Raw genomic sequence first — 25,674 nt, 5'->3', positions numbered from 1 at the left:
CCAGTTGGACGGCAGAGGACGACCGTGCTCTGCCCGACCGCAAAGCCGGGAGACACCCTGTGAAAGCACGCCGCAAACGCTGGAGTGTGCCGGTCGCCGCGGGTGCGCTGGTCCTCGCGCTGGCCGGCCCGTACAGCGCGAGGGCTCTGACACCATCGGTCACCCGTTCCGACGCCGCCACCCCGTCCGCCGCGTCGGCCGAAGCCGCGTCCGACCGCGTTCCGGCCGGTGACCACACCGTCACGCTGATCACGGGTGACGTCGTCACGACCCGCCAGAGCCCCGGCACCGACGGCACGTCCGGCGGGACCGTCAGTGTCCGTGGCGCGGACGGACGTCCGGTGCAGGCCCACGTCCTGACGTCGGGCGACGACCTCTACGTGTATCCAGAGTCGACTCTGGCGTACGTGGCCCAGGGCATCCTGGACCGGCAGTTGTTCAACGTCACGGGCCTGATCGCGGACGGGTACGACGACGCGCACCGCGCTCGGCTGCCGTTGATCGTCTCCTACACGAACCCGTCCGCCGCGCGCCGTGCGGCCGCCGTCCCCGCGGGGGCGACCGAGGTCCGCACACTGGACGCCGTCAACGGCGCCGCCCTGACCGCCGACCGCGCGCACGCCGCGGACTTCTGGACCTCCGTGACCGCGAAGCCGACCGCGACCGCGGGGGCCCGGCAGCAGGCGGCGAAGCCGTCGTTCGGCGACGGGATCGCGCACATCTGGCTGGACGGCCGCGTCCACGCCGACCTGGCCGACAGCACCCGCCAGATCGGCGCCCCGCAGGTCTGGGCGGCCGGCAACACCGGGCAGGGCGTGGACGTGGCCGTCCTCGACACCGGCGTCGACGCGGGCCATCCCGACCTGGCGGACCGCATCGCCAGCCGGCAGAGCTTCGTCCCGGACGAGAACACCGACGACTACGCCGGCCACGGCACCCATGTCGCCTCCACCATCGCCGGCACCGGCGCGGCCTCGGGCGGCGCGGAGAAGGGCGTCGCCCCCGGCGCCCGCCTCGACATCGGCAAGGTGCTCGGCAACGACGGCTCCGGGCAGACGTCCTGGGTCCTGGCCGGCATGCAGTGGGCGGCGGTCGACCGGCACGCCAGGATCATCAACATGAGCCTCGGCGACGGCCAGGCGTCCGACGGAACCGACCCCCTCAGCCAGGCCGTCGACCAGCTCAGCACCCAGACCGGCGCGTTGTTCGTGGTCGCCGCCGGCAACGCGGGTGCGCCCGGCACCATCAGCTCACCGGGGGCGGCGACCGACGCGCTGACCGTGGGCGCGGTCGACTCCACCGACTCGGTGGCCGACTTCTCCAGCCAGGGCCCCCGCGTGGACGGCGCGCTGAAGCCGGAGATCACCGCGCCCGGCGTCGACGTCCTCGCGGCCAACTCGCAGTTCGACGGCAACGGTCTGGGCGCCTACCAGACCATGAGCGGCACCTCCATGGCCACGCCCCATGTGGCGGGCGCCGCCGCGCTGATGGCCGCCGCCCACCCGGACCTCACGGGAAGCCAGTTGAAGGACCTGCTGGCCGGCAGTTCCCTGCAGACCCCGGAGTACGACGCGTTCCAGGCCGGCAGCGGCCGGGTGGACGTCGCCGCGGCCTCGCACGCCGGGGTCATCGCCACGGCGACCGCCTACGCCGCGCAGGTTCCCGACGCTCCCGCGGGCGGCGTGCAGCGCCCGGTCACCTACACCAACCTCACGGACGCGCCGATCACTCTCGCGCTGTCGGTCGAGGCGACCCACGCTCCCGCCGGGATGTTCCGGCTCTCCGCCCCCCGGGTCGTCGTGCCCGCGCACGGTACCGCCGGCGTCACCGTGACGATCGACGGCTCCGGCGTCACCGCCGACGGCACGTACACCGGCCAGGTGGAGGCGAAGGACGCGGCCGGGAAGGTCGCGGCGCACACCGCCGTCTCCCTCGGGTATGTCGAGCACAAGCTCACGATGACGTTCAAGGACGCTCAGGGCCGGCCCATGTCCGGCGTCGTCGAACTGCTCAGGTCGGGCGACGACAGCCCGCAGTTCGTGGTCGTCGACGACTCCGGGACGGGGCAGATGTTCCTGCCCAGGGACACGTACTCGGTGCTGTCCTTCAAGACGGTGCAGGGCGTGCACGGCCCCCACTCCTGGGGTATGGCCCTGCTCGGCGACCCCGACGTCTACCTGGACCGCGACACCACCGTCACCTTGGACGCGTCCAAGGTGAGCCGCGTCGACATGACGGCCCCGCAGCGGACCGAGACGACCTACCAGCGGCTGGACTACACCCGCCAGATGGGCGGCCAGAACTGGCGGGACTACATGGAGACCCAGACGAACTACGACAGCCTCTGGGCGCAGCCGACCACCCACAAGGTCACCCACGGCGACTTCTACCTGGCCGCCCGCTGGCGCAAGGAGCAGCCCGCGCTGTCCGTCTCCACCCGCACGACCGACTTCACCGACGTCCTGCGCCAGGACGGCGTCACGCCGCTGCCCACCGGCCGGCGCACGCTCCCGCTGGTCTTCGCCGGCGAGGGCGCGAGCGCGGACTACGCGAAACTCGACGTGCGCGGCAAGGCCGTGGTGGTCCGGCGCAACGACGACGTCAGCGACATCGACCAGGCGGCCGCCGCGATCGCGGCGGGCGCCCGGCTCATGCTCGTGGTGAACAACACCGACGGCCGCGGCTTCCGCCGCTACAACCTGCCGTTCGGGGCGCCGGCCGTCCCGCTCGACGTGGCCCTGCTCAGCACCGACGAGGGCGAGAAGCTCGTCGGGCAGGCCCAGGTTCGCGGCGCCGCGGTCACCGTCGACTCCGAGCCCGTCAGCCCGTACGTCTACGACCTGGACCGGACCTGGCACAACGAGATCCCGAACGGCCTGGTCGTCCAGGGCACCGCCCGGAACCTCGCCCGGGTCGACGAGACCTTCGCCAGCCCGGCCCCGGGGAGCACCGGCGGCGAGTTCCGCTTCGACTGGCCGGCCTACAACAACTGGGCCATCGGCGAGATGATGCCGGAGCCGGTGCGGGGCAAGCGCACCGACTGGGTCTCCACGGGCGGTGACACCAGCTGGAGCCAGAGCGCGTACGCGGACGGCCTGGTCTTCGAGGCCGGGGCGAAGACGTCCTACCGGCCGGGCAGCACGCAGTCCGAGGAGTGGTTCAAGCCGATCGAACGGCCGTACCTCAACGACGACTACAGCCTGCCCACGCGCACCGGCGACCGCCTGTACATCGACGCCCCCGCCTGGGGCAGCCGGAACCACGTCGGCATGAGCCAGATCGACGGTGCCGCCGGCCAGCAGCAGACCCTCTACCAGGGCACGACGCAGCTGGGCACCGGGAACTTCACCAACGTCTCGGGCACCGCGCCCGGCGCCGGGAAGCTGCCCTACCGGCTGGTCGTCACCGGTCAGCGCGCCGTGGACTTCACGCCGTACTCCTCCCGCACGCGCACCGAGTGGGACTTCACCTCGCAGGCGACGGCGGACGGCTCCCCCGCGGTGCTGCCGCTGGTGCAGCTCGACTACGAGATCGGCACCGACTCCGCCGGGCGGGCCGGGCGGCACGACGCCCTCTCCGTCACCGCCGCGCACCTGCCGGGCGCGGCCGGCGCGGGCAGGATCGGCGCGGTCACCCTGCAGGTGTCCTACGACGACGGCGCCACCTGGCACCGGGCCGTCGGTGACCGCGACGGCAGGTACCGCCTCGACGCCCCGCACACCGCGTCCTACGTGTCGCTGCGGGCGACCGCCGAGGACTCGGCGGGCAACGCGGTCGACCAGACCGTGATCCGGGCCTTCGGCCTGCGCTGAGGCGGCGACGCGTCCCGGCCCGCGGGGGTCCGTCCGTGGTCAGGTGGCCACGGACGGGCCCCTCGGACGCCGGCCCGCCCTGGAGCGGCTGACGTCCGAGCCGGGAACAGCCGCCGGGTGCCGCGGGGCGTCCGGGATCCGCACGTGCCGTGGCGCGCTGCCGGGGCCGGTCACACGACTCCCCGGGGTTCCCGTCCGTAGCGCCGGAGGTGGTCGGCCTCCCCCGTGCGCCCGGCGCGTTCCAAGTGCCTGGCGGCGACCCGCAGGGCATCGGTGTCGCCGGCGTCGGCGGCGCGCTCGAACCAGGTCAGCGCCTCGTCCAGGCGCCCGGTGCCGGCCAGCCGCACGGCCGCGTACCGGAGGGCGTCGCGGTCACCGGAGTCCGCCGCCCGCTCGAACCAGCCGAGCGCCTCCTCCAGCCGGCCGGCCGAGGCGAGTTGCTCGGCCGCCGACCGCAGGGCGGAGCCGACACCGGCGTCGGCGGCACGTTGCCACCAGACCAGCGCCTCCTCCCACCGGCCGGACCGCGCCAGGCACACGGGAGCCGAGTGCAGGGTCTGGATGTCGCCGGCGTCGGCGGCCCGCCGCCACCATCCCAGCGCCTCCTCCCAGCGCTCGGCTCGCACCAGGTGGAGGGCAGCCGTGCGCGGGGCCTCGGTGTCGCCGGCGCCGGCCGCCCGCTCGAACCAGGCGAGCGCCTCGTCCAGGCGCCCGGCCTCCGCGAGCCGGCTGCCCGCGCACCACAGGGCACGCGCATCGCCCCGTTCACCGCCACGCCCCCACCAGGCCAGCGCCTCCTCCCACCGGCCGGCGCTCGCCAGCCGGGAGGCCGCCGGCCCCAGCGCGCCGACGTGTCCGGCGTCGGCGGCGCGCCGGTACCAGGTCAGCGCCTCGTCCAGCCGGCCCGCCCTCGCGAGCCGGTCGGCTGCCTCCTCCAGGGCGTGGGTGTCGCCGGCGTCACCCGCGCGCCGCCACCAGTCCAGCGCCTCGTCGACCCGGCCCGCGTCCGCCAGCCGGTGGCCCGCCTGACACAGGGCACCGGTGTCGCCTGCGTCCGCGGCGCACCGCCACCAGGCCAGCGCCTCGTCCCAGCGGCCTGCATCGGCGAGCTCTCGGGCGGCGCCGCGGAGGACGGGGGTGTCGGCGGGATTCCCGACGCGCCGCCACCAGGCGGTGACCACCGCGCACCTCCCGGACACCGCCAACGCCTCGATCACCTTCCCCCGGATGTAGGGGCTGTCGGTACCGGCGGCGCGTTCGTACCAGTCGAGCGCCTCCTCCCACCGGCCGGCCGTCACCAGCCCCGCGGCCGCCTGATAGGAGGCGCTCGTCGCTCCGGCGTCGGCCGCACGCTGCCACCAGGTCAGCGCCTCGTCGACGCGGCCGGCCTCCGCCAGCTCCGCGGCCGCCCGGCGCAGGGGAAGGGTGTCACCGGTGTCGGCCGCACGCTGATACCAGGTCAGCGCATCGTCGACCCGACCGGCCTTCGCCAACTCAGCGGCCGCCCGCAACAGGGCGGTGGCGCTTCCCGCGTCGGCCGCCCGCTGGTACCAGGTCAGCGCCTCGTCGACCCGGCCGGCCTTCGCCAACTCCGCGGCCGCCTGCGGCAGGGCGACGACGTGTCCCGCCTCCGCCGCACGCTGCCACCAGAGCGGCACCTCCTCGGACCGGCCGACGTGCCGGAGCCAGTAGACCGCTTCCTCCAACGCGGCGGTGTCGCCGACGTCCGCGGCCCGCGCGTACCAGTCGAGCGCCTCGTCCAGCCGGCCTGCCGACGCCACCAGTACGGCCACGTCGCACAGGACGCCCAGGTCGCCGGCGTCCACGGCCCGCTGGTACCAGGTCAGCGCCTCGTCCGACCGGCCGGCCTTCGCCAGCCAGGCGGCCCCCTGCCCCAGCGCCTCCGGGTCGCCGCCGCCGGCGGCCCGCGCGAACCAGCCCAGCGCCTCGTCCAGCCGGTCCTCTTCCGCGAGACGGCGGGCCGCGACGCGCAGGGCGGCGGTGTCGCCGGCGCCGGCGGCCCGTTCGTACCAGCCCAGTGCCTCGTCCAGCCGGCCGGCCTTCGCCAGCCGGAAGGCGGCCTGCCCGAGGGCGCCGGCCTCGCCGGCCTCGGCGGCCCTGGCGTACAGCTCGAGGGCGAGGCGCAGCAGTCCGCGCTCCGCCGCGGCGTCGGCGAGCGCCTGGCGGTCGGACGCGGCGGCGTGGTCGATGAGGGCGTTCCACAGGGCCGCCGGAGTGCGAGCGGTGCGCCGGCGGGCGCGGCCGTACTGCTCGAGATAGTCGGCGAGGCGGTAATGGGGCTGGTCGAGAGCGGCCTGTCCCGGACGGGGCCGGATCCGGGTGAGGGGACCTCGGGCGCCCCGGAGCGCCTGTGCGGTGGAGGCCAGGGCCTGCTCCAGCCAGTCCTCGTCGAGCAGGTCCCACTCGGTGTCACTGAGGTAGCCCGCGGAGGCCGCTTCGAGAAGGGACAGCGGCAGGGCCGGGCCATGGCCGAGGCGTCGCGCGTCCATGGCGGCCTCGATCAGCGCCCGCGCTCCGGGGAGCGCGGTGCGGTACCGGTCCAGCAGTGCGGGGGCACCGGCCAGGTACTGGGTGACGGCGCCCTGTTCGGCATGGCCGGCCGCGTGCGCCAGGCGCGGATCGCCGCCCGCGCGTTCGGCCAGGGCGCGCAGGTCGGCCTCGGAGAAGGCCGGGGGGACGGGCAGGTCGTGGCCGACGAGGAGGGCCCGCGCCTGTGCGTGGGGATCTCCCGGCGCTCCGGGGCGGGGCGGGGAGGTGAGGGTGTTCCAGTATTCGGGCCACATCGTGCCGAGGATCAGGACCGGAGTCCGGCCCCGATCGTCCAGCAGGGTGCGGAGCTTGGCCGCCAGGCGCTCACCGAGGTCGGAGGCGGTCAGCAGGTAGTGCTGGGCTTCGTTCAGCCACACCACGGTGCGCGGGACGAGGTGTTCGACGGCCGCGAGGGCCGCCTCGGGGCGGGTGGGGTCGAACGGGTGCCACAGCCGCCAGCCGTCGGGGAGATGACGCAGCACTTCCCAGCAGGCGCGGGTCTTGCCCGTGGACGATCCGCCCGTCAGCACCACCATCCGGCTCGCGCCGCGCACGGCCTCCTCGGCGACGGCGCGCAGCCGGGCGTCGTGGTCCCGCTCGACGTACACCGGCAACACCGGCAGGGCCCGGGCCGCGTGGATCCGGTCGGCGCTGACCGCCGGGTGCACCTCCAGGGCGAACGGATCGCTCACCGTGCTCAACGGCTTGCCAGGCGGGTTGACGAGGCGGGCCCGGAGCCACAGGCCGGCGGTTCGGGAGGCCACGTCGCCTGCGGCGCCGGCGCCCCAACGCGCCTGGCGGCAGAGGACGACGGCGACCGCCACCGCGTCGCCCTGATGGGCCGGCAGGCTCGGGTCGCTGATGCACCGGCGGATCGTGTCCCGGCTGGGCGCCCCGGTCAAGGTGTCGTCCGCACGGATGGCCGCGGCGATCAGGTCCAGGCTCGGCGCGTCGGCGGCCGTGTAGACCTCGTAGAGCAGGTCCTTCAGCTCCCGCAACGGGCCCGGCCCGACGACCGCACGCGTCAGTTTCCGCGGGCGTCGGACGCCGTCGCTCCCCGTGTCGCCACTCACCGCACCATCATCACCGCGACCGGCCGGCCATGAGGCGTGAACAGCGTCGATCCGCGGCCCCCTTGAGGCGCGTACGGCAGCGTCTCGCCGCGCTGTCGCGGGGGCGGTGCCGCGGCGGGTCCCCGGCTCACACGGCCAGGGACTCCGCGGGGCGATGAGGTGGTGGAGGTGGAGGCCGCGGGCCGCGTCGAGCGAGGTGGGCACGCCGGTGCGGACGGCGGCGGCGAACTCGCGGCGCAGTCGGCGAGTTCCTGGGCGACCCCGAACTGATGGGGCGGGCGGAGGAGTTCGACCGGCTCGCGGCCGCCCACGACGTCACACCGGCCGGCCTGGCACGGGCCTGGCTGGTCAACCACCCGCTGGTCGCCGCCCCGATCATCGGTGTCAGCAAGGAGCCACAGTGGCAAGGCGTCCACGAGGCCGTGCGGTTCGGGTGGACGTCCGACATCTCCGCCCGGCTCGACGAACTCTTCCCGGCGGCGTGACCGCCTGAGCGGGCCCGGGTGCGGTGCGGCCGGCGGGGTCGGCGGTGGGTGCGCCGGGCGCGGACCGGCGCGAGGGGTGTTCCGTGGGCGACGACTTCGGCCTACGATCCGGGGACGTCCACCCCGCCGACGCAGGGGTGCTCCGTGCGTCGTGGCCGGCGGCAGGAGGGATCGCAGGCGTCCGCCGGTCCAGGCACGCGGGAGACCCGACCGGGCGCACCCCTCGTCGACATCAGCCAGGCGAGCAGCACAGGAGGCGACGGTGTCCTCGAGCAACGCCCCGGCCCAGAAGCCGGCCACGACGATGATCCGGGCGGTTCCCGCGGCGGCGGTGCCGCCAGGACGGCCACAGGCCGCCTGTGCGCCGGGGGGCTTCTGATGGCGGCCGCCGACGGAGCGGCCTCGCCGCTGCGCCGCGTCGTGCTGTCCCCCGCGGCGGAGGACGTGCTGACCCGGCTGGCGGGCCGGCACGGCCCGCTGATGTTCCACCAGTCGGGCGGCTGCTGCGACGGCAGCTCCCCGATGTGCTACCCGCGCGGCGAGTTCCTGGTCGGCGCGGCGGACGTGCTGCTCGGCCGGGTCGCCGGGGACACGCCGTTCTGGATGAGCGCGAGCCAGTACACGTACTGGCGCCACACGTTCCTGACCGTCGACGTGGTGCCCGGGCGCGGCAGCGGCTTCTCGCTGGAGGCACCCGAGGGGGTGCGCTTCCTGCTGCGGTCGCGGCTGTTCACCGACGCGGAGATGGAGCTGCTGGACGCGGAGCCGGCGCCCCCGACCGGCGAGACCCTGACGGAGGCCGGGTGAGCGCTCGGGCAGAGTAGACCGGCCCGACAAATCGGACATAAGGTTCAGGTGTCGCTCTCCGAGCCGACCTCACCGAGGAGGCACCCTCCCATGTCCGAACTCATCGTCATCGGTTACGACGACCCCAAGGTCGCCGACGACGCGTACGCCAAGGTCCAGGCACTGCAGAAGGACTACGTGGTCAACCTCAACGGGCTGGCCATCGTGTCGGTCGACGCCGAAGGCAAGACCCACGTGGACACCCCGAGCAAGATCGTCGGCGTCTCGGCGGCGTCCGGCGCGCTGTGGGGGACGGTCTTCGGGCTGCTCTTCCTGGTCCCGGGCCTCGGCCTGCTCGCCGGCGCCGCCATGGGCGGCCTGCTCGGCAAGCTGGGCAAGTCCGGCATCGACGAGCAGTTCCGCAACCAGGTCCAGGAACTGCTGAAGCCCGGCTCGACGGCCGTGGTGATCATGGCCTCGAAGATCACCGAGGACAAGTTCGCCGCGGCGATGCACCCCTACGGCGGCACCCTGCTGAAGACCTCGCTCAACGACGAGGACGAGCAGGAGCTGGCCGAGCACCTGGCCGGCGCGCAGAGCTGACCGCCGCGTCCCGTCCGGCGCCCACGCCGCCCGGCACCCACGCCGCCCTCACGATCCCGGCAGCGCTCCGGCACTGCCGGGATCGAGCAGTCCCGCCATCAGGTCGCCGTCCACGGCGATCCGCCCGGGCACGTCGGCGATGGTGAACCCGAGGTGCTCGGGCCGCTCGGCGGCCGCCACCTCGCGCCAGGACACCGGGGTGGAGACGGTCGGCGTCTCCCTGGCACGGACGGTGTAGGGGGCGGCGGTGGTCTTGCGGGCGGCGTTCTGCGACCAGTCGATGAAGACCTTGCCGGTGCGATCGGCCCTGGTCATCCGGGAGATGACGGTGTCGGGGTGGCGGGTCTCCAGCTCCCGCGCCACGGCCTTGGCGTAGTCGCTGGCCGACTGCGGGCTCGCACCGCGCAGCGCGGCGAGCAGATGCAGCCCCTTGGAACCGCTGGTCTTCGCCCAGCTGGTGAGGCCGTCCTCGGCGAGCCGGTCGCGCAGCAGCAGCGCGACGCGGCAGCAGTCCACGACCGTGCGGCCGGGGCCCGGATCCAGGTCGAGCACCAGCCGGTCCGCGGTGCCGGGCGCGTCCGCGAGCCACTGGTGGGTGTGGATCTCCACGCACGACAGGTTGCCGGCCCAGACGAGCGTGGCCAGGTCGTCGACCTGCACCTGTTCCATCGTCTCGCCGCTGTTGCGGACGGTCTCGGCCACCGTCACCCAGTCGGGCGTACCGGCCGGCGGGCGTTTCTGGAAGAAGCGCTGCCCCTCCACGCCGTCCGGGGTGCGCACGAAACTCACCTGGCGGCCCCGGAGGTGCGGCAGCATCACCTCTCCGACCGTCGCGTAGTAGTGCAGCAGCTCGGCCTTGGTCGTACCGGTCTGCGGCCACAGCACGCGGTCGAGGTGGCTGATCTTGAACCGGTGGCCCCCGACCTCGGTGATCGGCATACCATAAAGATCCCATAGCCGGAGAAAAAGGACACGCAAAGGACACGCCATGCGCAGCGTCTGGTCGGGGAACCTGGCCTTCGGCCTGGTCTCCATCCCGGTGAAGCTCGGGTCCGCGGTATCCAGCCACAAGATCGGCTTCCGGCAGGTCCACGAGGCCGACCAGGGCCGCGTCCGCTACCAGAAGACCTGCGAGCTGGACGATCAGGTGCTGGAGTCCGGGGAGATCGGCCGCGCCTTCGAGACGCCCGACGACGAGCTGGTGGAGGTCACCGACGCCGATCTCAAGGCGCTGCCGCTGCCGACCGCCAAGACCATCGAGATCAGCGGCTTCCTGGACCTGGCGGCGATCGACGCGGTGCAGCTCGACACCCCCTACTTCCTCGCTCCGGCCTCCCCCGCGGCCGACAAGCCCTACGTGCTGATGCGCGAGGCGCTGGCGAAGGCGGGCAAGGCGGCCGTCGGCAAGTTCGCGATGCGCAACTCCGAGCACCTGGCGCTGGTCCGGCCGCGCGACGACGTGCTCGTCCTGCAGACGCTGCGCTGGCCGGACGAGCTCAACTCGCCGTCCGACGCGGCCCCCAAGGGCAAGGTGAGCATCAGCGACAACGAGCTGCGGCTCGCCGACACGCTCATCGACGCCCTCGGCGAGGCCGACCTGGACAGCTACCAGGACGAGTACGCGCAGGCGGTGGAGGCCCTGGTGGCGGCGAAGATCGAGGGCACCGAGCTGCCCGCGCCCAGCGGTGACCGCGGCGGCAAGGTCGTCGACCTCATGGCCGCCCTCCAGGCGTCGGTCGACCAGGCCACGGGAGGCGCCGAGGACGGGGAGGGCGGCGAGGCCCCAGGCGCCACCGTCACCCAGCTGTCCGCGCAGTCGCGGAAGAAGGCCACCGCGAAGAAGACCGCCAGGAAGGCGCCGGCGGGGAAGAGCGCGGCGAAGGCGGCCTCCGCCCGCACGAGCACGGGCCGTACGGGCGCGGCCGGGAAGGCCGGGGAGAAGACGCCCGCGAAGAAGGCGGCCACGAAGAAGGCAGCCGCGAAGAAGGCCACCCGCCGCAGGACGGGCTGACGGCGCGGGAGGCGCTGAAAGCGAGGGCCGGCTGAGCGCGCGGCCGGTCCGGCGGACGCAGGGCCGGCCGCGCGCTCAGCCGGCCACGAACGCCCGCGCCTCCTCCAGCTCCCGCGCGTTGGCCTTCTCCACGGCGTCGACGAAGGCGTACGCGTCCTCACCGATCGGCAGCCGGGTCGGTGCCCGCCCCGCGGCCACGAGCCGCAGCACCTGCGTGGCGAACGTCTCCGGCCGGTTCAGCGCGGGGTTGTCCCGCATCTCCCGCAACCCCTCCCGCATGGGCGCGGTCACCTCCGCGTAGGCGTCGATCCTGGTCGCCGCGACCGCCAGCGACGCCCCGTAGCGGGTGGCGAACGTCCCGGGTTCGACCACCGTCACGCGGATCCCGAACGGCGCGACCTCGGCGGCCAGCGCCTGGCTCATCCCCTCCAGCGCGTACTTGCCCGCCGTGTACGCCGACAGCCCGGGGAAGCCCATCCGGCCGGCGAGCGACGACACGTTGACGACGTGCCCGCCGCCCTGGCGCCGCATGAGGGGCAGCACCAGCCGGGTCAGCCGCCAGGCCGAGACGACCAGGAGCTCCAGCTGCGCCCGCAGCTCGTCGTCGGCGACCTCCTCGACCGCGCCGAACAGGCCGGACCCCGCGTTGTTCACGAGGACGTCCACTCCGCCGAAGCACGCCTCGGCGCGGGCCACCGCCCCCTCGCACTGCGCCGGATCGCACACGTCCAGGGGCACCGCCACCACCCGTCCGGGGTGGGCCCGCACCAGGTCCCCGACGTCCTCCGGCCTGCGGGCCGAGGCGACCACGCGGTCACCCGCCCGCGCCGCCGCGGCAGCCAGGGCGTGCCCCAGCCCCGACGAGCACCCGGTCACCAGCCATCTGCGGTCCATGCGTCCCCCCACGGCCGGGCCATCGCCCGGGTCGGCCGAATCCCGGACCGATGGTGGCAGAGGCCGCGTTCCACCCGCAGCGGCGCGGACGGCGCACCGGCGGGCGCACGCGGACATCCGGGCGGCGCACCGCGGGAATGCGCGGGCCCGCCGCCGGGTTCGCTCCGTTGGTGCCCCGCACCGACCCGACACGACCCGCACGAGCACGCACTGCCCCGCACCGGCACGAACGAACGGAAGTCACAGGCGACCATGCCGACCAGCGCCACGCCCCAGGACCGGCTCCCGGCTCCGCACGTCCTCGACAACCCCGTGTGGGCCGCGCTGGCCGGCCCGCAACGGCACTTCGCCGAGATCACCGGGCGTGCCGCGCGCTTCCACACGGACGTGGCGCCGTTCGTGGCGGTGGCCGATCCGGGTGACCCGGGGTCCTGGGTGGACATGGGCCGGCTGGTGGGCCCCGGCAACATCTTCCCGCTGACCGGCGGCGGGGCGCTGCCCGACGGGTGGGCGGCCCGCCGGCCGCTGCCGGGCGTGCAGATGGTGGGCACGCCCGCGCTGCGCGGCGAGACCGACGCGGCGGCGGAGCTGCTGGGCCCGGCCGACGTCCCGGAGATGCTGGAACTGGTCGCGCGCACCCAGCCCGGCCCCTTCCTGGCGCGCACCATCGAGCTGGGCGCCTACTGGGGCGTGCGGGACGGCGGCCGGCTCGTCGCGATGGCGGGTGAGCGCCTGCGCCCGCCGGGCTGGACCGAGATCAGCGCGGTGTGCACGGACCCGGAGCACCGCGGCCGCGGGCTGGCCGGCCGGCTGGTCCGGCAGGTCGCCGTGGGCATCAGGGCCCGCGGTGACGTCCCGTTCCTGCACGCGGCGACCGTCAACTCGGGTGCCATCAGGCTCTACGAGTCGCTGGGCTTCACCGCGCGGCGGTCCACCGACTTCCACAGCCTGCGCGTTCCCGTGCCCGCGCGGGACGGCCTGGCATGATCGACGTACCGGTGGTCCCGCCGGCCGGCGGCGGGACCACCGTTTCCCGACGCTAGGACAGCAGCCATGCCCCGTGCTTACGTGTACAACCGGTTCGGCGGACCCGAGGCCGAGGCGTTCGCCGACCTCCCCAGGCCGGTGCCCGGCCCCGGCCAACTGCTGGTCGCCGTCCGCGCGTCGGGCGTCAACCCGGCGGACTGGAAGCGCCGGGAGGGCATGGCGGCGCCCGGAGAGCCCGCGCCGCGGTTCCCCCGGGTCTTCGGGCGCGAGGCGGCCGGCGTGGTGGCCGAGGTGGGCGAGGGCGTGACCGGGTTCGCGGTGGGCGACGAGGTGTTCGGGCACCCGGTGGCCGGCTCCTACGCCCAGTTCACGCTGCTCCCGGAGGGCGCCGCCGCGGTGAAGCCCGCCGCGGTCTCGTTCGCGGACGCGGCGACCCTGCCCGTCGCGGGCGGCACCGCGTGGGACGGCCTGCGGCAGCTGGACCTGCCGCGCGGCGCCACGCTGCTGGTCAACGGCGCGGGCGGCGGGGTCGGTTCGGCGGCCGTGCAGATCGCCGTGCACGACGGCCTGCGGGTGATCGGGACGGCCGGCGCGGCCAAGGCGGACTTCGTGACGTCGCTGGGCGCGGCGCACGTGGCCTCCGGGCCGGGTGTCGCGGACCGCGTGCGGGCGGTGGCGCCGGACGGCGTCGACGCGGTCTTCGACCTGGTGGGCGGGGAACCCCTGCGCGCGGTCGCGGCGTTGGCCGCCGACCCGCGGCGGGTGATCAGCGTCGCGGACAAGGCGGGCGTCGCGGAGCTGGGCGGCAGCGCCGTCACCCGCGCGCGCACCACCCGGGCGCTGGAGGCGGTCGTGGCGCTGGTCGCCGAGGGCGCCCTGGACCCGTTCGTCACCCGCACCTTCCCGCTGGACCAGGCGGACCGGGCGCTGCGCGCCGTCGAGGACGGCCACACCCGCGGCAAGGTGGTCATCGAGGTCTCCGCCGACAGGCCCTAGCGGGAGCACCCCCGCTCCCCCGGGCCGGCCGCCGCGGAGTCCGCGGCGGCCGGCCCCCGCACGGGAGCGGGACAGCCCGTCACCGGGCGCCCGCCAGCGCGATGCCGAGATGGCCGTCGCCGGTGTCGACGGGCTCGAAGAGGCGGTTGGCGGGGCGTGGCAGCCCGTAGTGCTCCCGCAGCGTCGTCCCGGTGTACTCGGTCCTGAACAGGTCGCGTTCCTGGAGCAGGGGCACCACCCGGTCCACGAACAGTTCGAGCCCGGAGGGCAGGACCGCGGGCATGATGTTGAACCCGTCGGCGGCGCCCGCCTCGTGCCAGTGCTGGATGGTGTCGGCGACCTGCTCGGCGGTGCCGGCGAAGGTGCGGTGGCCGCGGCCGCCGCCGAGCCGGCCGATGAGGCGGCGGACCGTCAGCCGCTCCCGCCGGGCGAGGTCGACGATGAGCGTGTAGCGGCTCTTGGCGCCCTCGATCTCGTCCTCGGTGGGCAGGTCGTCGGGCAGTTCCTCGTCCAGGCCGAGCGCGTCGGGATGCACCCGAAGGGTCCTGGCGAGCTGGAGCTTGGCGTACTCGGGCCGGATCAGCCGGTCGAGTTCCTCGTCGAGCGCGCGGGCCTCGGCCTCCGTGTCGCCGATGACGGGCACGATGCCCGGCAGGATCCTGATGCCCTCGGGGTCGCGGCCGGCGGCCGCGGCCCGCCGCTTGACGTCCTGGTAGAAGGCGATGCCGTCGTCGAGGGTCTGCTGGGCGGTGAACACCGCCTCCGCGTACCGGGCGGCGAAGTCCCTGCCGTCCTCGCTGGACCCGGCCTGCACCAGCAACGGGTAGCCCTGCGGGGACCGTTCGACGTTCAGCGGTCCGTCGACCCGGAAGTACGCGCCCTTGTGGTCGATCCTGCGCACCCGTTCGGCGCGGGCGTGCACTCCGAGGTCCTTGTCGCCGAGCACCGCGTCGTCCGCCCAGCTGTCCCACAGCTTCGTCGCCACGTCCACGAACTCCGCGGCCCGCAGGTAGCGGTCGTGGTGCAGCGGCGTGTCGTCCAGGCCGAAGTTGCGGGCCGCGTCGGCGCCCGCGGTCGTGACGATGTTCCAGCCGGCCCGCCCGCCGGAGACGTGGTCGACCGAGGCGAACCTGCGCGCCAGGTTGTAGGGCTCGTTGTAGCTGGTGGACGCGGTGGCGATGAGGCCGATCCGGCGGGTCACCGCGGCCAGCGCGGTGAGCAGCACGGTGGGTTCGAGCTTGCTGCCGGGGCGGCGTCCCGGGTCGCCCATCAGCACGGGACTGTCCGCGAGGAACAGCGAGTCCAGCAGCCCGCGTTCGGCGATGCGGGCGAGGCGGGTGTAGTGGGCGAGGTCGGTGCCGCCGGACGCGGGGCTCTCCGGCAGCCGCCACGCGGCCTCGTGGTGCCCGACGGACATCAGGAACGCGTTCAGGTGCAGGTGCTTGCGGTCAGTCCCGCGGGTCATGGCTGTCCTTCTCCTCGTCGGGGCGGTCGGTCGGCTGCGGCGGGTGGACGGGGTCGCCGTACGGCGGCGGCGCGGCGTGCTCGGTCGGCCCGCCGTGGACGTGCGGCCGGTCGCCGGGTTCGGTGACGCCGAGGGCGGCCAGCAGCGTGTCGCGGTACTCCTGGAACCGCGGGTCGCGGCGGCTTCGGCGGACGGGCAGGCGGACGGCCAGGTCCACGGCGATCCGGCCGTCCTCCAGGACCAGTACCCGGTCGGCGAGTTCGACCGCCTCGTCCACGTCGTGGGTGACGAGCAGCACGGCCGGCCGGTGCCGCTCGTACAACTCCCTCAGCAGACCGTGCATCTTGATCCGGGTCAGTGCGTCGAGGGCGCCGAACGGCTCGTCCGCGAGCAGCAGTTCGGGATCCCGCACCAGGGCCCGGGCCAGTGCGGCGCGCTGCTGCTCGCCGCCGGACAGCTCGTGCGGCCAGGACCGCTCCCGGCCGGCCAGCCCCACTTCGGCCAGGGCCGTGGCGCCGCGCTCGCGTGCCCCCGGGCCGCGGATGCCGAGCACCACGTTGTCGAGGATCCGCAGCCACGGCAGGAGCCGCGAGTCCTGGAACGACAGGGACACCCGGTCGGGAACGGCCAGGCCGCCGGAGCCTGCCACGCCGTGGTCGAGGCGGGCGACGGCCCGCAGCAGCGTGGACTTCCCGGAGCCGCTGCGGCCCAGCAGCACGGTGAACTCGCCCCGCGCCAGGGTCAGATCGAGTCCCCTGAGCACGTCGCGGCCGCCGAAGGAGCGGACCAGGCCGGTGGTGCGCACCGCGGGCGGTGCGGCCGCGGCGGTGGCGGGCGCGTCGTGGACCGGGACGTCCCTGCTCGCGGTCAGCCCGCCAGCGTACGGCGCCATGACAGCACTCTCCTCTCGACCGCCCGGACCGCCGCGTCGGAGGCGAATCCGAAGATCCCGTAGGCGACCAGGCCGACGATGATCACGTCGGACTGGGCGTACTGCTGTGCCTGGAACATCATGTAGCCGATCCCGCTGGTGGAGTTGATCTGCTCCACCACGATCAGGCCGAGCCAGGACGCGGTCACGCCGAGCCGCAGGCCGACGAAGAAGCCGGGCAGCGACCCCGGCACCACCACCGTGCGCACGAACCGCCACCGGCTCAGATCCAGGCTCTCGGCCAGCTCCACGTACCGGCTGTCGATGCCGGTCAGGGAGGCGTAGGTGTTGACGTACACGCTGACCGCGACGCCCAGGGCGATCACGGTGACCTTCATCTGCTCGCCGATGCCGAGCCAGAGGATGAGCAGCGGCAGCATCGCCAGCGACGGGATCGCCCGCTTGACCTGCAGGGTTCCGTCGACGAGGTACTCGCCGAAGCGGCTGAGGCCGGCGGCGACCGCCAGCACCACCCCGGCGAGGACGCCGAACAGCAGCCCCAGCCCGGCCCGTTGCAGCGAGATGAGCACATTGTCCTGGAGCCGTCCGTCGCGGACGAGGTCGGCGGCCGTGGCCGCCACGGAACCGGGGCCGGTGAGGATCCGCGGGTCGAGGTAGTGCAGCGCGGAGGCGGCCCACCAGACCGCCACCAGGAGGAGGGGCCCGAGCAGCCGCCCGAACGGCACGGCGCGGCCGGGGCCGAGCCGGCGACGGGTGCCGCGCGGGCGGGACAGCGCCTCGGTCATGACGCCACCCGGTACTTCTGCGGGACGGACCGCGCCGCGAGCCCCTCGAACCGCCGGTCGAACAGCGCCTCGGCCTTCACCTTCGGCACGAACCCGCCCTCGGCCAGGAGGTCCGCGGTCTGCTGCTCCCAGGCGATGGCCCGGTCCCAGGACAGCGGGAACTGGGGCTGGTCGAGCGAGGCCGTGATGCGCCGCCCGTCGTCGGCGCTGACACCCTGGTCCTTGACGTAGTAGGCCTGGATCCAGGCGTCGGCGTGCTCCCACGCCCAGACCACGCCCTGCGCCCACAGCGGGACGAAGCTCCTGATCGCGGCGGCCTTGGCGTCGTCCTCCAGCACCTCGACCGGCGCCCAGAGGATCGACAGCAGGTCCACCACGTCGGTGTGCACCCCGCGGGCGCCGTCCTTGCCGTACTGCGTCAGGTACTTGGTGAGGACGGGCTCGGCCAGCGGCGCGACGTCGACCTGGCGCGCCTGGAGCGCGGTGAGGAACTGGGTGCTGGGCAGCGCGACGAGCTTCACGTCGGAGGTGCGCAACCCGGCCTCCTTCAGGGCCCGCAGCACCACCACACCCTGCGCCTGCCCCTGCGAGAAGGCGATCTTCTTCCCGCGGAAGTCCTCGGCGCGGGCGATGTCGGTGCCGGGCGCCGTGGCGAACGTGTAGAGGGGGTGGTTGCGGGACTGCACCGCGACGATGCGGGCGCCCACGCCGATGGCCTGGGCCTGGATCGGCGGGATCCCGGCGTTGTTCGCCAGGTCCACCGAGTGGGCCCGGAAGCCCTGGATCACGTCGGGGCCCGCACTGAGGTTGGGCCAGCCGGACACGGTGAACGGCAGTTTCGCGTCCAGGCCGGAGTCCGCCAGCTGCAGTTGGGAGGTGTGCACGGCGATGGAGAGCCGGGTGCCGGGCGGTGGGGCCCCGGACGGCAGGGCGCGGGTGGGCAGGGCGGCGTCCGCGGCGGTCGTGGTGCGGGCGCAGCCGGCGGCGGCCAGGGCCGCGCCCGTGGCGAGGGCGAGGAAGGAGCGGCGGGCCCAGGGCGCCGGGGAGGCGGAGACGGGGGACGGCACGGGGGACGCGGGTACGGGCGGAGTGCTGGTGGGCATCGTGATTCCTGGTGTGGGCCGGAAGCCGGTTCCGGTCAGCGGGAGGTGAGGGAGTGGTAGGCGCCGTCGTGGAACAGCAGCGGGCTGCGGTCCGTGCCGAGCCAGGAGTCCTCGACCCGGCCGACGACGATGCGGTGGTCGCCGGCCGGGACGACCTGGTCGAGGCCGAGGCGCAGCCAGCCGCTGACACCGTCGAGCACGGGCTCGCCCTCGGGGAGGCGGCGCCATCGGGTGGGTGCGGCGAACCGGTCGATGCCGCTGGTCGCGAACCGGCGTGCCACGTCCTCCTGCTGGGCGCCCAGGAAGTTGACCACCGCACTGCCGGCGCGCTCGACGTGCGGCCACGACGAGGCGGTGACGGCGATGCCGAAGGACACCAGCGGAGGGGTCAGGGACAGCGAAGTGAGCGAGGTCGCGGTGAATCCGGCGGGCCCGCGGCCGGCGTCGAGGGTGACGACCACGACCCCGGCCGGGTGGTTGCGGAACATCTCTTTGAAGCGCTCCGGGTCGATACCCGGCGTGGGAAGCGAGGACAAGGCGACGGACAACATCTCCCCCTGGTACAGAGAAATGGGCATGGCGGAATGCGGGCATGGGAGCGTGACATCGCGAAATGGCGTGCGGAACCGGGGAGTTCGGTGGCGACGCGAATTGCGGTAAGGAGTACGGCCGATGGCGACGGCACGAGGCCGGCACGAACCGCGGCGCCGGACCGGCCCGACAGACCGGCCCGACAGGCTCACCCGACAAGCCGGCCGGTCAGGCCGACCGGTCATCTGAGCCTGAGCGAAAGCGCAGTTCAGGCGCGGCGGGCGGCTTCCGGCAGAGCCGTGCGACAAGCACGACGGAGGCTGTGGTCCCGACACTCGCAGCAGCGGCGACAACAGCGGCGCCGGACGGCCGCGGCCACCGGACCCGCGGCGGTGCGGCGGGAACGCACCGGTGCGGTCCGGCGTCCCTGAATTCGCTGCTCGCTGGTCATGGTCCCATTGTCCTGTCGCCGGCGGAACGCGGTCAACAATGCAACTCGCTGAATTAAAGGGGCTTTCCCGTGGTCCCGCTCACACGCCGTCAGGACACCGCGGGCAGCGCGGACCACGGGCCGAGCGGGTCGGCGTAGAGGGCGCCGAGGGCCACGGCGCAGCCCGCGACGGACAGCACGGAACCGGTGAAGCTGCTGGGCACCACGGCCCGCTCGGGGTCGTCGCACACCCAGGAGCGCGCGCCGACCTCGGCCCGCAGGTCGGCCAGGCACTCGGGCAGCGCGCCGGTGCCGGGCTCGACCACCACCAGCACCTCGGGGTCGAACATGTCCAGCAGCAGGGCGGCGACCCGCCCGACCAGCCGGGCCCGGCGCCGGAACAGCGCCACCGCGGTGCGGTCGCCGGCCCGGGCGAGGCCGAGCAGGTCCGGGAAGTCCGCGACCCGCAGACCGCGCGCCGCGGCCTGGCGCAGCAGGGACGGTTCCGACACCTCGGACTGGAGGCAGCGCGGAGTGCCGCAGCGACAGGGCTCGGCCGGCCCGTCGCCCGCCTCCTCGCCGTCGGCGAGCGGCAGGTGGGCGACGCTGCCGGCGGCGGAGCGCGGCCCGCGGTGCACCGCGCCCGCCGTGGCGAACGCGGCGTCGACCACGGCTCCGACGAAGAGCAGGACGCTGCTGTCCCGGGCGGCGACCGCGCCGATCAGCTGCTCGGCGCGGGCCAGGGCGCGCGAGTGGCTGTCGACGTGCACCGGCAGTCCCGTCGTCCTGGCGAGCCGATCGCGCACGGGCACGTCGCGCCAGCCGAGCCACGGATGGTCGACGATCACGCCCGCCTCCGGGTCCACCCACGAGCCGGTGGCAGCGCCCAGGGCGAGCACCGTGCGGCCCGCGGCGTGCGCGGCGGCGAGCGCGGACAGCCGGGCGGGGACGCCGTCGAGCACGTCGCGGGGCGCCGGGCGGTGGTGCGGCCGCCGGTCCTCGGCGACGATCGTGCCGCGCAGGTCCATGAGCGCCACCGTGGAGTGCGCGACGGCGATGTGCAGGCCGGCGACCAGGTGGCCGCCGGTGTCGATCTCCAACGGGACGTGCGGGCGCCCGAGTCCGCGCGGCCCCGCGGTCTCGGGCCGCTCGCGCACGAGGCCGCGCGCGACCAGCCGGGCGCTGTGGCCGGTCACCGCGGACGGCGACAGGCCCGTGAGGCGGGCCACGGTGCTGCGGGCCACCGGGCCGTGGTCGAGGATCGCGCCGAGCACCGCGCCGGCGGCCGAGGAGCGGCGCGGCCCCTGCGGGGGTACGACGTCGGCCCGGCGCAGCGGAGTCGGGGAGGCGGGGCGGTGCGGACGGTCGGGGAACGGTGTCACGGCGGATGCCTTCCGGGTCCGGGCGGACGGGAGCCGCGGACGGCCGGCCGCCGGCGACACGGCAGGCGGCGGGCGGGCGCTCCCGGGGGCGCTCCTGTGCGGAGCGGTGCGCTCAGAACCGGTGACACGCAGCGGAGCACACGCGCTTGAGGTCGACGTGACCCCGCGTCGTCAGATGTGTGGTGCGCTGCATGCCGCGCAACGTAGCCGGTGGCGCCGAAACCGGTCAAACAGCTGACCGCATCGTGGACATGGGGGCCTGTACCACGCCGGGCCCGCCCGCGGGGGGTGATGGCGGGAACCGCCCGGGGACGGCCCGGGCCGGGGCTAGCGTGGCTGTCCGCTCGACCACGGATTCCACTCGACGGTGAGGGGGTCGGCCGATGTTCAGCGGTTCGGGTGCGGGAGCGGTGCCACCGCACCCCGGCAGCGCCGGAGAGCGCGCGCTGCAGGCGGAGTTGGGTACGCGGGAGCGTGCCGACCGGTTCTACGCCGACCAGGTGCTCGACCATCTCAACACCCGCATGCGGGAGTTCGCGGCGGACCAGGAGATGTTCCTCGTCGCCACGTCGGACGGACGCGGTGAGTGCGACGCGGGCTTCCGCGCCGGGCCGCCCGGGGTGCTGCACGTGCTGGACGCCAAGACGCTGTGCTATCCGGAGTACCGGGGCAACGGTGTGATGGCCTCGCTCGGCAACATCCGGGAGAACCCGCACATCGGGATCCTGCTGATCGACTTCTCCCGCGACCGGATCGGGCTGCACGTCAACGGCCGGGCGCGGGTCGTGCCGGACGGCGAGATGCGCGAGCTGCACCCGGGGCTGCCCGCCGACCGCAACCGCGGCCGGCGTCCGGTGGTGTGGGTGGAGGCCGAGGTGCAGGAGGCGTACATCCAGTGCTCCAAGCACATCCCGCGGCTGGTGCGGGCGCCGCTGCGCCTGCGGCGGGCCTGGGGCACGGACAGCGCGCGCCGCAAGGGCGGCGACTACTTCGGGGTGCGCACTCCTAGGCGCTGACGCCGGCGGCGTCCAGCAGCACGGCTGCGAGGTGGACCGCGAGCCCGCCGTCGAGGTCGTCGGCGCCGATGCCCGCGCGGACCGAGGAGCCGTCGTAGGCGACCATCAACTGCCGCGCGAGCACGTCGGGCCGGGCCGCGCCGCCGCGTTCGGCCTCGGCCTGGAAGAAGGCCTGCATCTGCCGCTTGCGCGCCGCGGCGACGGCGCTGCCGGGGTGCCCGGGGTCCTTCAGCTCGACCTGTGCCGCAAGGAACGGGCACCCGTGGTACTCCGGCGCGGCGGCGGCCTCCTCCAGCCGCTCGAAGACGTACAGGATGCGCGCGCGGGCTCCGGCCGGCTCCCCGGGGGCGGGCAGCAGCCGCGCCTCGATGGCGGGCGCCCAGCGCTCCAGGGCCGCCGCGAGCACGTCGTCCTTGCTGCCGAACAGCTGGTACATCGACCGCTTGGAGACTCCGGCGGCCTTGCACAGGGCGTCGATACCGGTGCCGGTGCCCTCGCGGTAGAAGAGCTCGGCCGCGGCGTCGAGCAGCCGGTCGCGGGGGCTGGGCTTCGGCGTGGTGGTGGTCATGCACCCAGGTTAGCGCCGGGCCTCGACAGAGGAAACAGATCGGTTTACAGTGAGAGGAAACCGATCTGTTTCCTCCTCTCGGCAAGGACGCACCCATGAAGATCAACGGCTCGATCGCTCTCGTCACCGGCGGCAACCGCGGCATCGGCGCGCAGTTCGTCACGGACCTGCTGGAACGCGGCGCGGCGAAGGTGTACGCCGCGGCCCGCGACCCGCGGAAGGTGACCGCCCCCGGTGCCGTGCCGCTCCAGCTCGACATCACCGACCCGGAGTCCGTGCGGGCCGCCGCCGAGCAGGCGGGCGACGTCACGCTCCTGGTCAACAACGCGGGCATCTCCACCGGCGCCTCGCTGCTGGACGGCTCCACGGAGGACTACCTGCGCGAGTACGAGACGCACGTGCTCGGCACCCTGGCCATGAACCGGGCGTTCGCGCCCGTGCTGGCCCGCAACGGCGGGGGCGGCATCCTCACCGTGCACAGCGTGCTCTCGTGGGTCACCCAGCCCGCCGCCGCGGCCTACTCCGCGGCCAAGGCCGCGCAGTGGTCGCTCACCAACGCCTGGCGCATCCAGCTGGCGGATCAGGGCACCCAGGTGACCGGGCTGCACGTCGGCTACGTCGACACCGACCTGGCCGCGCACATCGACGCGCCCAAGTCCAGCACCGCGGACGTCGTCCGCGTCGCGCTGGACGGCTTCGAGGAGGGCCGGCCCGAGGTCCTGGCCGACGCCCTCACCGAGTCCGTCAAGGCCTCGCTCGCGCTGCCGCCGGCGGTCTGACCCGGCCCGCTCCGGCGCCGGACGCCCCGCCCCCGGGAACGCGAGGGGCGGGGGCCCGCGGCATGGAGATCCGGACGACGGACCCTAGCCGCGGAACGTCTCCAGCAGGCGCAGCCAGACCTCGCTGATCGTGGGGTACGCCGGAACCGCGTGCCACAGCCGGGCGAGGGGGACCTGGCCCGACACCGCGACCGTCGCCGAGTAGATCAGCTCGCCGACACCCGGCCCCACGAACGTCACACCGAGGAGGATGCCGGCGTCCAGGTCCACGATCATGCGGGCCTTGCCCTGGTAGTCCTCGGCGTAGACGTAGGCGCCGGCCGTGTTGCCGATCTCGTAGTCGACCGCGCGGACGCTGCGCCCGCTCCGCTCGGCCTCCTCCAGGGTGAGGCCCACCGAGGCGACCTCGGGGTCGGTGAAGACGACCTGCGGCACCGCGCCGTGGTCCGCGGTGGCCACGTGCGCGCCCCAGGGGGCGTCGTCCAGCGGCTCACCCTTCGCCCGCGCCACGATCGCCGCGCCGGCGATCCGGCCCTGGTACTTGCCCTGATGGGTGAGCAGGGCACGGTGGTTGACGTCGCCCGTCGCGTACAGCCAGCCGTCCTCGATCGCGGTGACCCGCAGGGTGTCGTCGGTCGGCAGCCAGTCCCCGGGCTTCAGCCCGACGGTCTCCATGCCGATGTCGCCGGTGTGCGGCCTGCGGCCGGTCGCGAAGAGGATCTCGTCGGCCGCGAGCGTGCTTCCGTCGTCGAGCACGGCCCGCACCTCGCCCTCGGGGCCGCCCTCGCGGGACAGCGCCGTCACCGACACCCCGAACCGCACGTCGGCGCCGGCCTCCCGGAGCGCGTCGGTGACCATCTCCCCGGCGAACGGCTCCATCTTCGGCAGCAGCCCCGAGCCGCGCACCAGCATCGTCACCTGCGAGCCGAGTGCCTGCCACACCGTCGCCATCTCGACGGCCACGACACCGCCGCCGACGACGAGCAGCCGGCCGGGCACGTCCTTGGAACTGGTGGCGTCACGGCTGATCCACGGCCGCACGTCGTCGATGCCGGGCAGCGGGGGCAGCGCGGCCGTGGTGCCGGTGGAGACGACGACGGCGTGGCGGGCGGCCAGCCGCACGGTGCCGCCGTCCGGCGTCGTCACGGTCACCTGGCGCGGCCCGTCGAGCCGGCCGTGGCCGCGCACCAGGTCCAGGTTCACCGAGTTCAGCCAGGCGACCTGCCCGTCGTCCTTCCAGTTGGCGGCGACGGTGTCGCGCCTGGACAGCACCGCGTGCGCGTCGAGCGGCCCCGCGGCCAGGCCGGCGAGTCCGGGCACCCGCCGGGCGTCGGCCCGGGCGATGACCGGCCGCAGCAGTGCCTTGCTGGGCATGCACGCCCAGAACGAGCACTCGCCGCCGACCAGCTCGCTCTCCACGATCACCGTGCTGAGCCCGCCCGACCGGGTGCGCTCGGCCACGTTCTCCCCCACGGGGCCCGCTCCGATGACCACCACGTCGTAAGTGCGGGTCTCGTCGTCCATGCCGGCTCCTGTCCTGACGTCGCCTGTGTCCTACCGATCAGACCGAGGTCACGCGGATGCCGCAACCCGGGCGCTGCGCGTCATCGTAGCCACGCCGGATGACGGGAAGTCCCGTGCCGCACAGCGGGTTGTGGTCTTTGCGGAAGCCGGTCGTCCGTCGCGCGGTGCGTGACGGTCCCGGCGCCGCACCTCGTCCCGGAGCGGGACGTATGATCATGACGGCGGCGCCGAGGGGCGTCACGGGAGGTGCCCGATGGGCGAACTGGTTCTGATCCGCCACGGCGAGACCGAGTGGACCCTGTCCGGGCAGCACACGAGCTACACCGATCTCCCGCTCACCCCGCACGGCGAGGAGCAGGCCCGCAGCCTGGCCCCGATGCTCGCCTCCCGGCACATCGCGTGCGTGCTGACCAGCCCGATGGAGCGCGCCCGCCAGACCGCCAAGCTGGCCGGCCTGGAGCACTCCCGGGTCGAGGACGACCTGCGCGAATGGGACTACGGCGGCTACGAGGGCGTCACCACCCGCGACATCCACCGCGGCCGGCCCGACTGGGACCTGTGGAACGACGGGGTCGCGCCGGGCCCCGAGGGGCATCCGGGCGAGACACCCGAGCAGGTCGGCGAGCGGGCCGACCGGGTACTGGCCCGGGCCGACGCGGCCTTCGCCAACAGCGAGGGCGGCGACGTCGTGCTCGTCGCGCACGCCCACCTGCTCCGCGTGCTGACCGCCCGCCGGCTCGGCCTCCCGCCGGCCGACGGCGCGCTGTTCCAGCTCGCGACGGGCACCGTCAGCCGCCTCGGCCTCGAACACGGCCGGCACGTCCTGACCGCCTGGAACCGCCTGCCCTGACCCGGGCGCGCCCCCTCCCGGCGAGGTGCCGCCGCGGCGGCGTGCCCGTCCCGCCGCAGGGGCCACGCGACGGTTCCCGCGAGCCGAGCACGCCCCGTCGGCGCGCGGGAGCGGGACGGGGAGGAGGATGGCGGCGTCGGTGGAACCGTCCG

The 25,674-nt window shown here is 74.7% G+C and carries 21 protein-coding genes; 10 read left to right on the top strand and 11 right to left on the bottom strand.

The genetic code is table 11. The features are described from left to right. The first annotated feature begins 59 nt into the window (after positions 1–59). Positions 60–3,812 (top strand): S8 family serine peptidase, encoded by a 3,753-nt coding sequence (locus BMW99_RS11245; RefSeq protein ID WP_069466879.1) that lies wholly within the window; start codon positions 60–62, stop codon positions 3,810–3,812. 170 nt (positions 3,813–3,982) lie between these two features. On the opposite strand, the gene BMW99_RS11240 is transcribed toward BMW99_RS11245, so the two are convergent. Further along, a complete protein-coding gene (locus BMW99_RS11240) occupies positions 3,983–7,435 on the bottom strand; it encodes a tetratricopeptide repeat protein (protein ID WP_143080524.1) in 3,453 nt (1,150 codons plus the stop codon). A 269-nt stretch (positions 7,436–7,704) separates the two neighbouring features. On the opposite strand from BMW99_RS11240, the gene BMW99_RS40020 reads away from it, so the two are divergent. The 3 genes from BMW99_RS40020 (at position 7,705) to BMW99_RS11225 (ending at position 9,309) form a co-directional block, all read left to right on the top strand. Next, entirely contained in the window at positions 7,705–7,920 is a 216-nt protein-coding gene (locus BMW99_RS40020; RefSeq protein WP_069461979.1) for an aldo/keto reductase, read from the top strand. A 378-nt stretch (positions 7,921–8,298) separates the two neighbouring features. Beyond that, positions 8,299–8,727 (top strand): DUF779 domain-containing protein, encoded by a 429-nt coding sequence (locus BMW99_RS11230; RefSeq protein ID WP_069461978.1) that lies wholly within the window; start codon positions 8,299–8,301, stop codon positions 8,725–8,727. Between the two features lie 90 nt (positions 8,728–8,817). Beyond that, positions 8,818–9,309, top strand: coding sequence for a DUF1269 domain-containing protein (locus BMW99_RS11225; RefSeq protein ID WP_069461977.1), 492 nt, complete (start codon positions 8,818–8,820; stop codon positions 9,307–9,309). A 48-nt stretch (positions 9,310–9,357) separates the two neighbouring features. Here the strand turns inward: BMW99_RS11225 and ligD are convergent, their stop codons facing one another. Beyond that, positions 9,358–10,248: a non-homologous end-joining DNA ligase gene (gene ligD, locus BMW99_RS11220; RefSeq protein ID WP_069461976.1), complete on the bottom strand. Its 891-nt coding sequence runs from the start codon at positions 10,246–10,248 to the stop codon at positions 9,358–9,360. A gap of 49 nt (positions 10,249–10,297) precedes the next feature. Between ligD and ku the strand changes: the two genes are divergently transcribed. Beyond that, positions 10,298–11,320: a non-homologous end joining protein Ku gene (gene ku / locus BMW99_RS11215; protein WP_069461975.1), complete on the top strand. Its 1,023-nt coding sequence runs from the start codon at positions 10,298–10,300 to the stop codon at positions 11,318–11,320. A gap of 75 nt (positions 11,321–11,395) precedes the next feature. Here the strand turns inward: ku and BMW99_RS11210 are convergent, their stop codons facing one another. Next, on the bottom strand, positions 11,396–12,214 hold the full coding sequence (locus BMW99_RS11210; RefSeq protein WP_069461974.1) for an SDR family NAD(P)-dependent oxidoreductase: 819 nt from the start codon (positions 12,212–12,214) through the stop codon (positions 11,396–11,398). A 252-nt stretch (positions 12,215–12,466) separates the two neighbouring features. Between BMW99_RS11210 and BMW99_RS11205 the strand changes: the two genes are divergently transcribed. Then, positions 12,467–13,201 carry a GNAT family N-acetyltransferase gene (locus BMW99_RS11205; protein WP_069461973.1) on the top strand — a complete coding sequence of 245 codons (735 nt, stop codon included), beginning with the start codon at positions 12,467–12,469 and terminating at the stop codon, positions 13,199–13,201. Positions 13,202–13,267: 66 nt separating this feature from the next. Next, a complete protein-coding gene (locus tag BMW99_RS11200) occupies positions 13,268–14,197 on the top strand; it encodes an NADP-dependent oxidoreductase (RefSeq protein WP_069461972.1) in 930 nt (309 codons plus the stop codon). 79 nt (positions 14,198–14,276) lie between these two features. Here BMW99_RS11200 and BMW99_RS11195 read toward each other — a convergent pair whose 3' ends face one another. The 6 genes from BMW99_RS11195 to BMW99_RS11170 form a co-directional block, all read right to left on the bottom strand. Then, on the bottom strand, positions 14,277–15,662 hold the full coding sequence (locus tag BMW99_RS11195) for an LLM class flavin-dependent oxidoreductase (protein WP_069461971.1): 1,386 nt from the start codon (positions 15,660–15,662) through the stop codon (positions 14,277–14,279). After that, complete coding sequence (locus tag BMW99_RS11190) at positions 15,646–16,554, bottom strand: ABC transporter ATP-binding protein (RefSeq protein WP_079138175.1); 909 nt, start codon at positions 16,552–16,554, stop codon at positions 15,646–15,648. The genes BMW99_RS11195 and BMW99_RS11190 overlap by 17 nt, the downstream gene beginning before the upstream one ends. Further along, positions 16,530–17,339, bottom strand: a complete 810-nt coding sequence (locus BMW99_RS11185) for an ABC transporter permease (RefSeq protein ID WP_069461970.1) — start codon at positions 17,337–17,339, stop codon at positions 16,530–16,532. Before BMW99_RS11185 ends, BMW99_RS11190 begins: the two co-directional genes overlap by 25 nt. Then, the gene (locus BMW99_RS11180; RefSeq protein WP_069461969.1) at positions 17,336–18,442 is read right to left on the bottom strand and encodes an ABC transporter substrate-binding protein; all 1,107 of its coding nucleotides are present in this window, start codon (positions 18,440–18,442) and stop codon (positions 17,336–17,338) included. Before BMW99_RS11180 ends, BMW99_RS11185 begins: the two co-directional genes overlap by 4 nt. Before the next feature lie 35 nt (positions 18,443–18,477). Next, a complete protein-coding gene (locus BMW99_RS11175) occupies positions 18,478–18,993 on the bottom strand; it encodes a flavin reductase family protein (RefSeq protein ID WP_079176011.1) in 516 nt (171 codons plus the stop codon). A gap of 520 nt (positions 18,994–19,513) precedes the next feature. Continuing rightward, positions 19,514–20,785, bottom strand: coding sequence for an ROK family transcriptional regulator (locus BMW99_RS11170; RefSeq protein ID WP_079176016.1), 1,272 nt, complete (start codon positions 20,783–20,785; stop codon positions 19,514–19,516). A 383-nt stretch (positions 20,786–21,168) separates the two neighbouring features. Between BMW99_RS11170 and BMW99_RS11165 the strand changes: the two genes are divergently transcribed. Then, positions 21,169–21,801 carry a pyridoxamine 5'-phosphate oxidase family protein gene (locus tag BMW99_RS11165; protein WP_075016721.1) on the top strand — a complete coding sequence of 211 codons (633 nt, stop codon included), beginning with the start codon at positions 21,169–21,171 and terminating at the stop codon, positions 21,799–21,801. Here BMW99_RS11165 and BMW99_RS11160 read toward each other — a convergent pair. Continuing rightward, entirely contained in the window at positions 21,791–22,369 is a 579-nt protein-coding gene (locus BMW99_RS11160) for a TetR/AcrR family transcriptional regulator (RefSeq protein ID WP_069466994.1), read from the bottom strand. The two genes, BMW99_RS11165 and BMW99_RS11160, sit on opposite strands and share 11 nt — an antisense overlap. 95 nt (positions 22,370–22,464) lie before the next feature. Here BMW99_RS11160 and BMW99_RS11155 point away from each other — a divergent pair, with 95 nt between their 5' ends. Next, a complete protein-coding gene (locus tag BMW99_RS11155; protein WP_069466995.1) occupies positions 22,465–23,148 on the top strand; it encodes an SDR family oxidoreductase in 684 nt (227 codons plus the stop codon). An 84-nt stretch (positions 23,149–23,232) separates the two neighbouring features. On the opposite strand, the gene BMW99_RS11150 is transcribed toward BMW99_RS11155, so the two are convergent. Beyond that, a complete protein-coding gene (locus BMW99_RS11150; protein WP_075016720.1) occupies positions 23,233–24,672 on the bottom strand; it encodes a dihydrolipoyl dehydrogenase family protein in 1,440 nt (479 codons plus the stop codon). A gap of 253 nt (positions 24,673–24,925) precedes the next feature. Between BMW99_RS11150 and BMW99_RS11145 the strand changes: the two genes are divergently transcribed. Next, positions 24,926–25,522, top strand: a complete 597-nt coding sequence (locus BMW99_RS11145) for a histidine phosphatase family protein (RefSeq protein ID WP_069466182.1) — start codon at positions 24,926–24,928, stop codon at positions 25,520–25,522. Positions 25,523–25,674: the final 152 nt, after the last annotated feature.

The organism is Actinacidiphila rubida, from assembly GCF_900110255.1.
Lineage (GTDB): Bacteria > Actinomycetota > Actinomycetes > Streptomycetales > Streptomycetaceae > Actinacidiphila > Actinacidiphila rubida.
The sequence above is the reverse complement of the archived record's forward strand: the minus strand, read 5'-3'. Positions and strand labels throughout refer to the sequence as shown.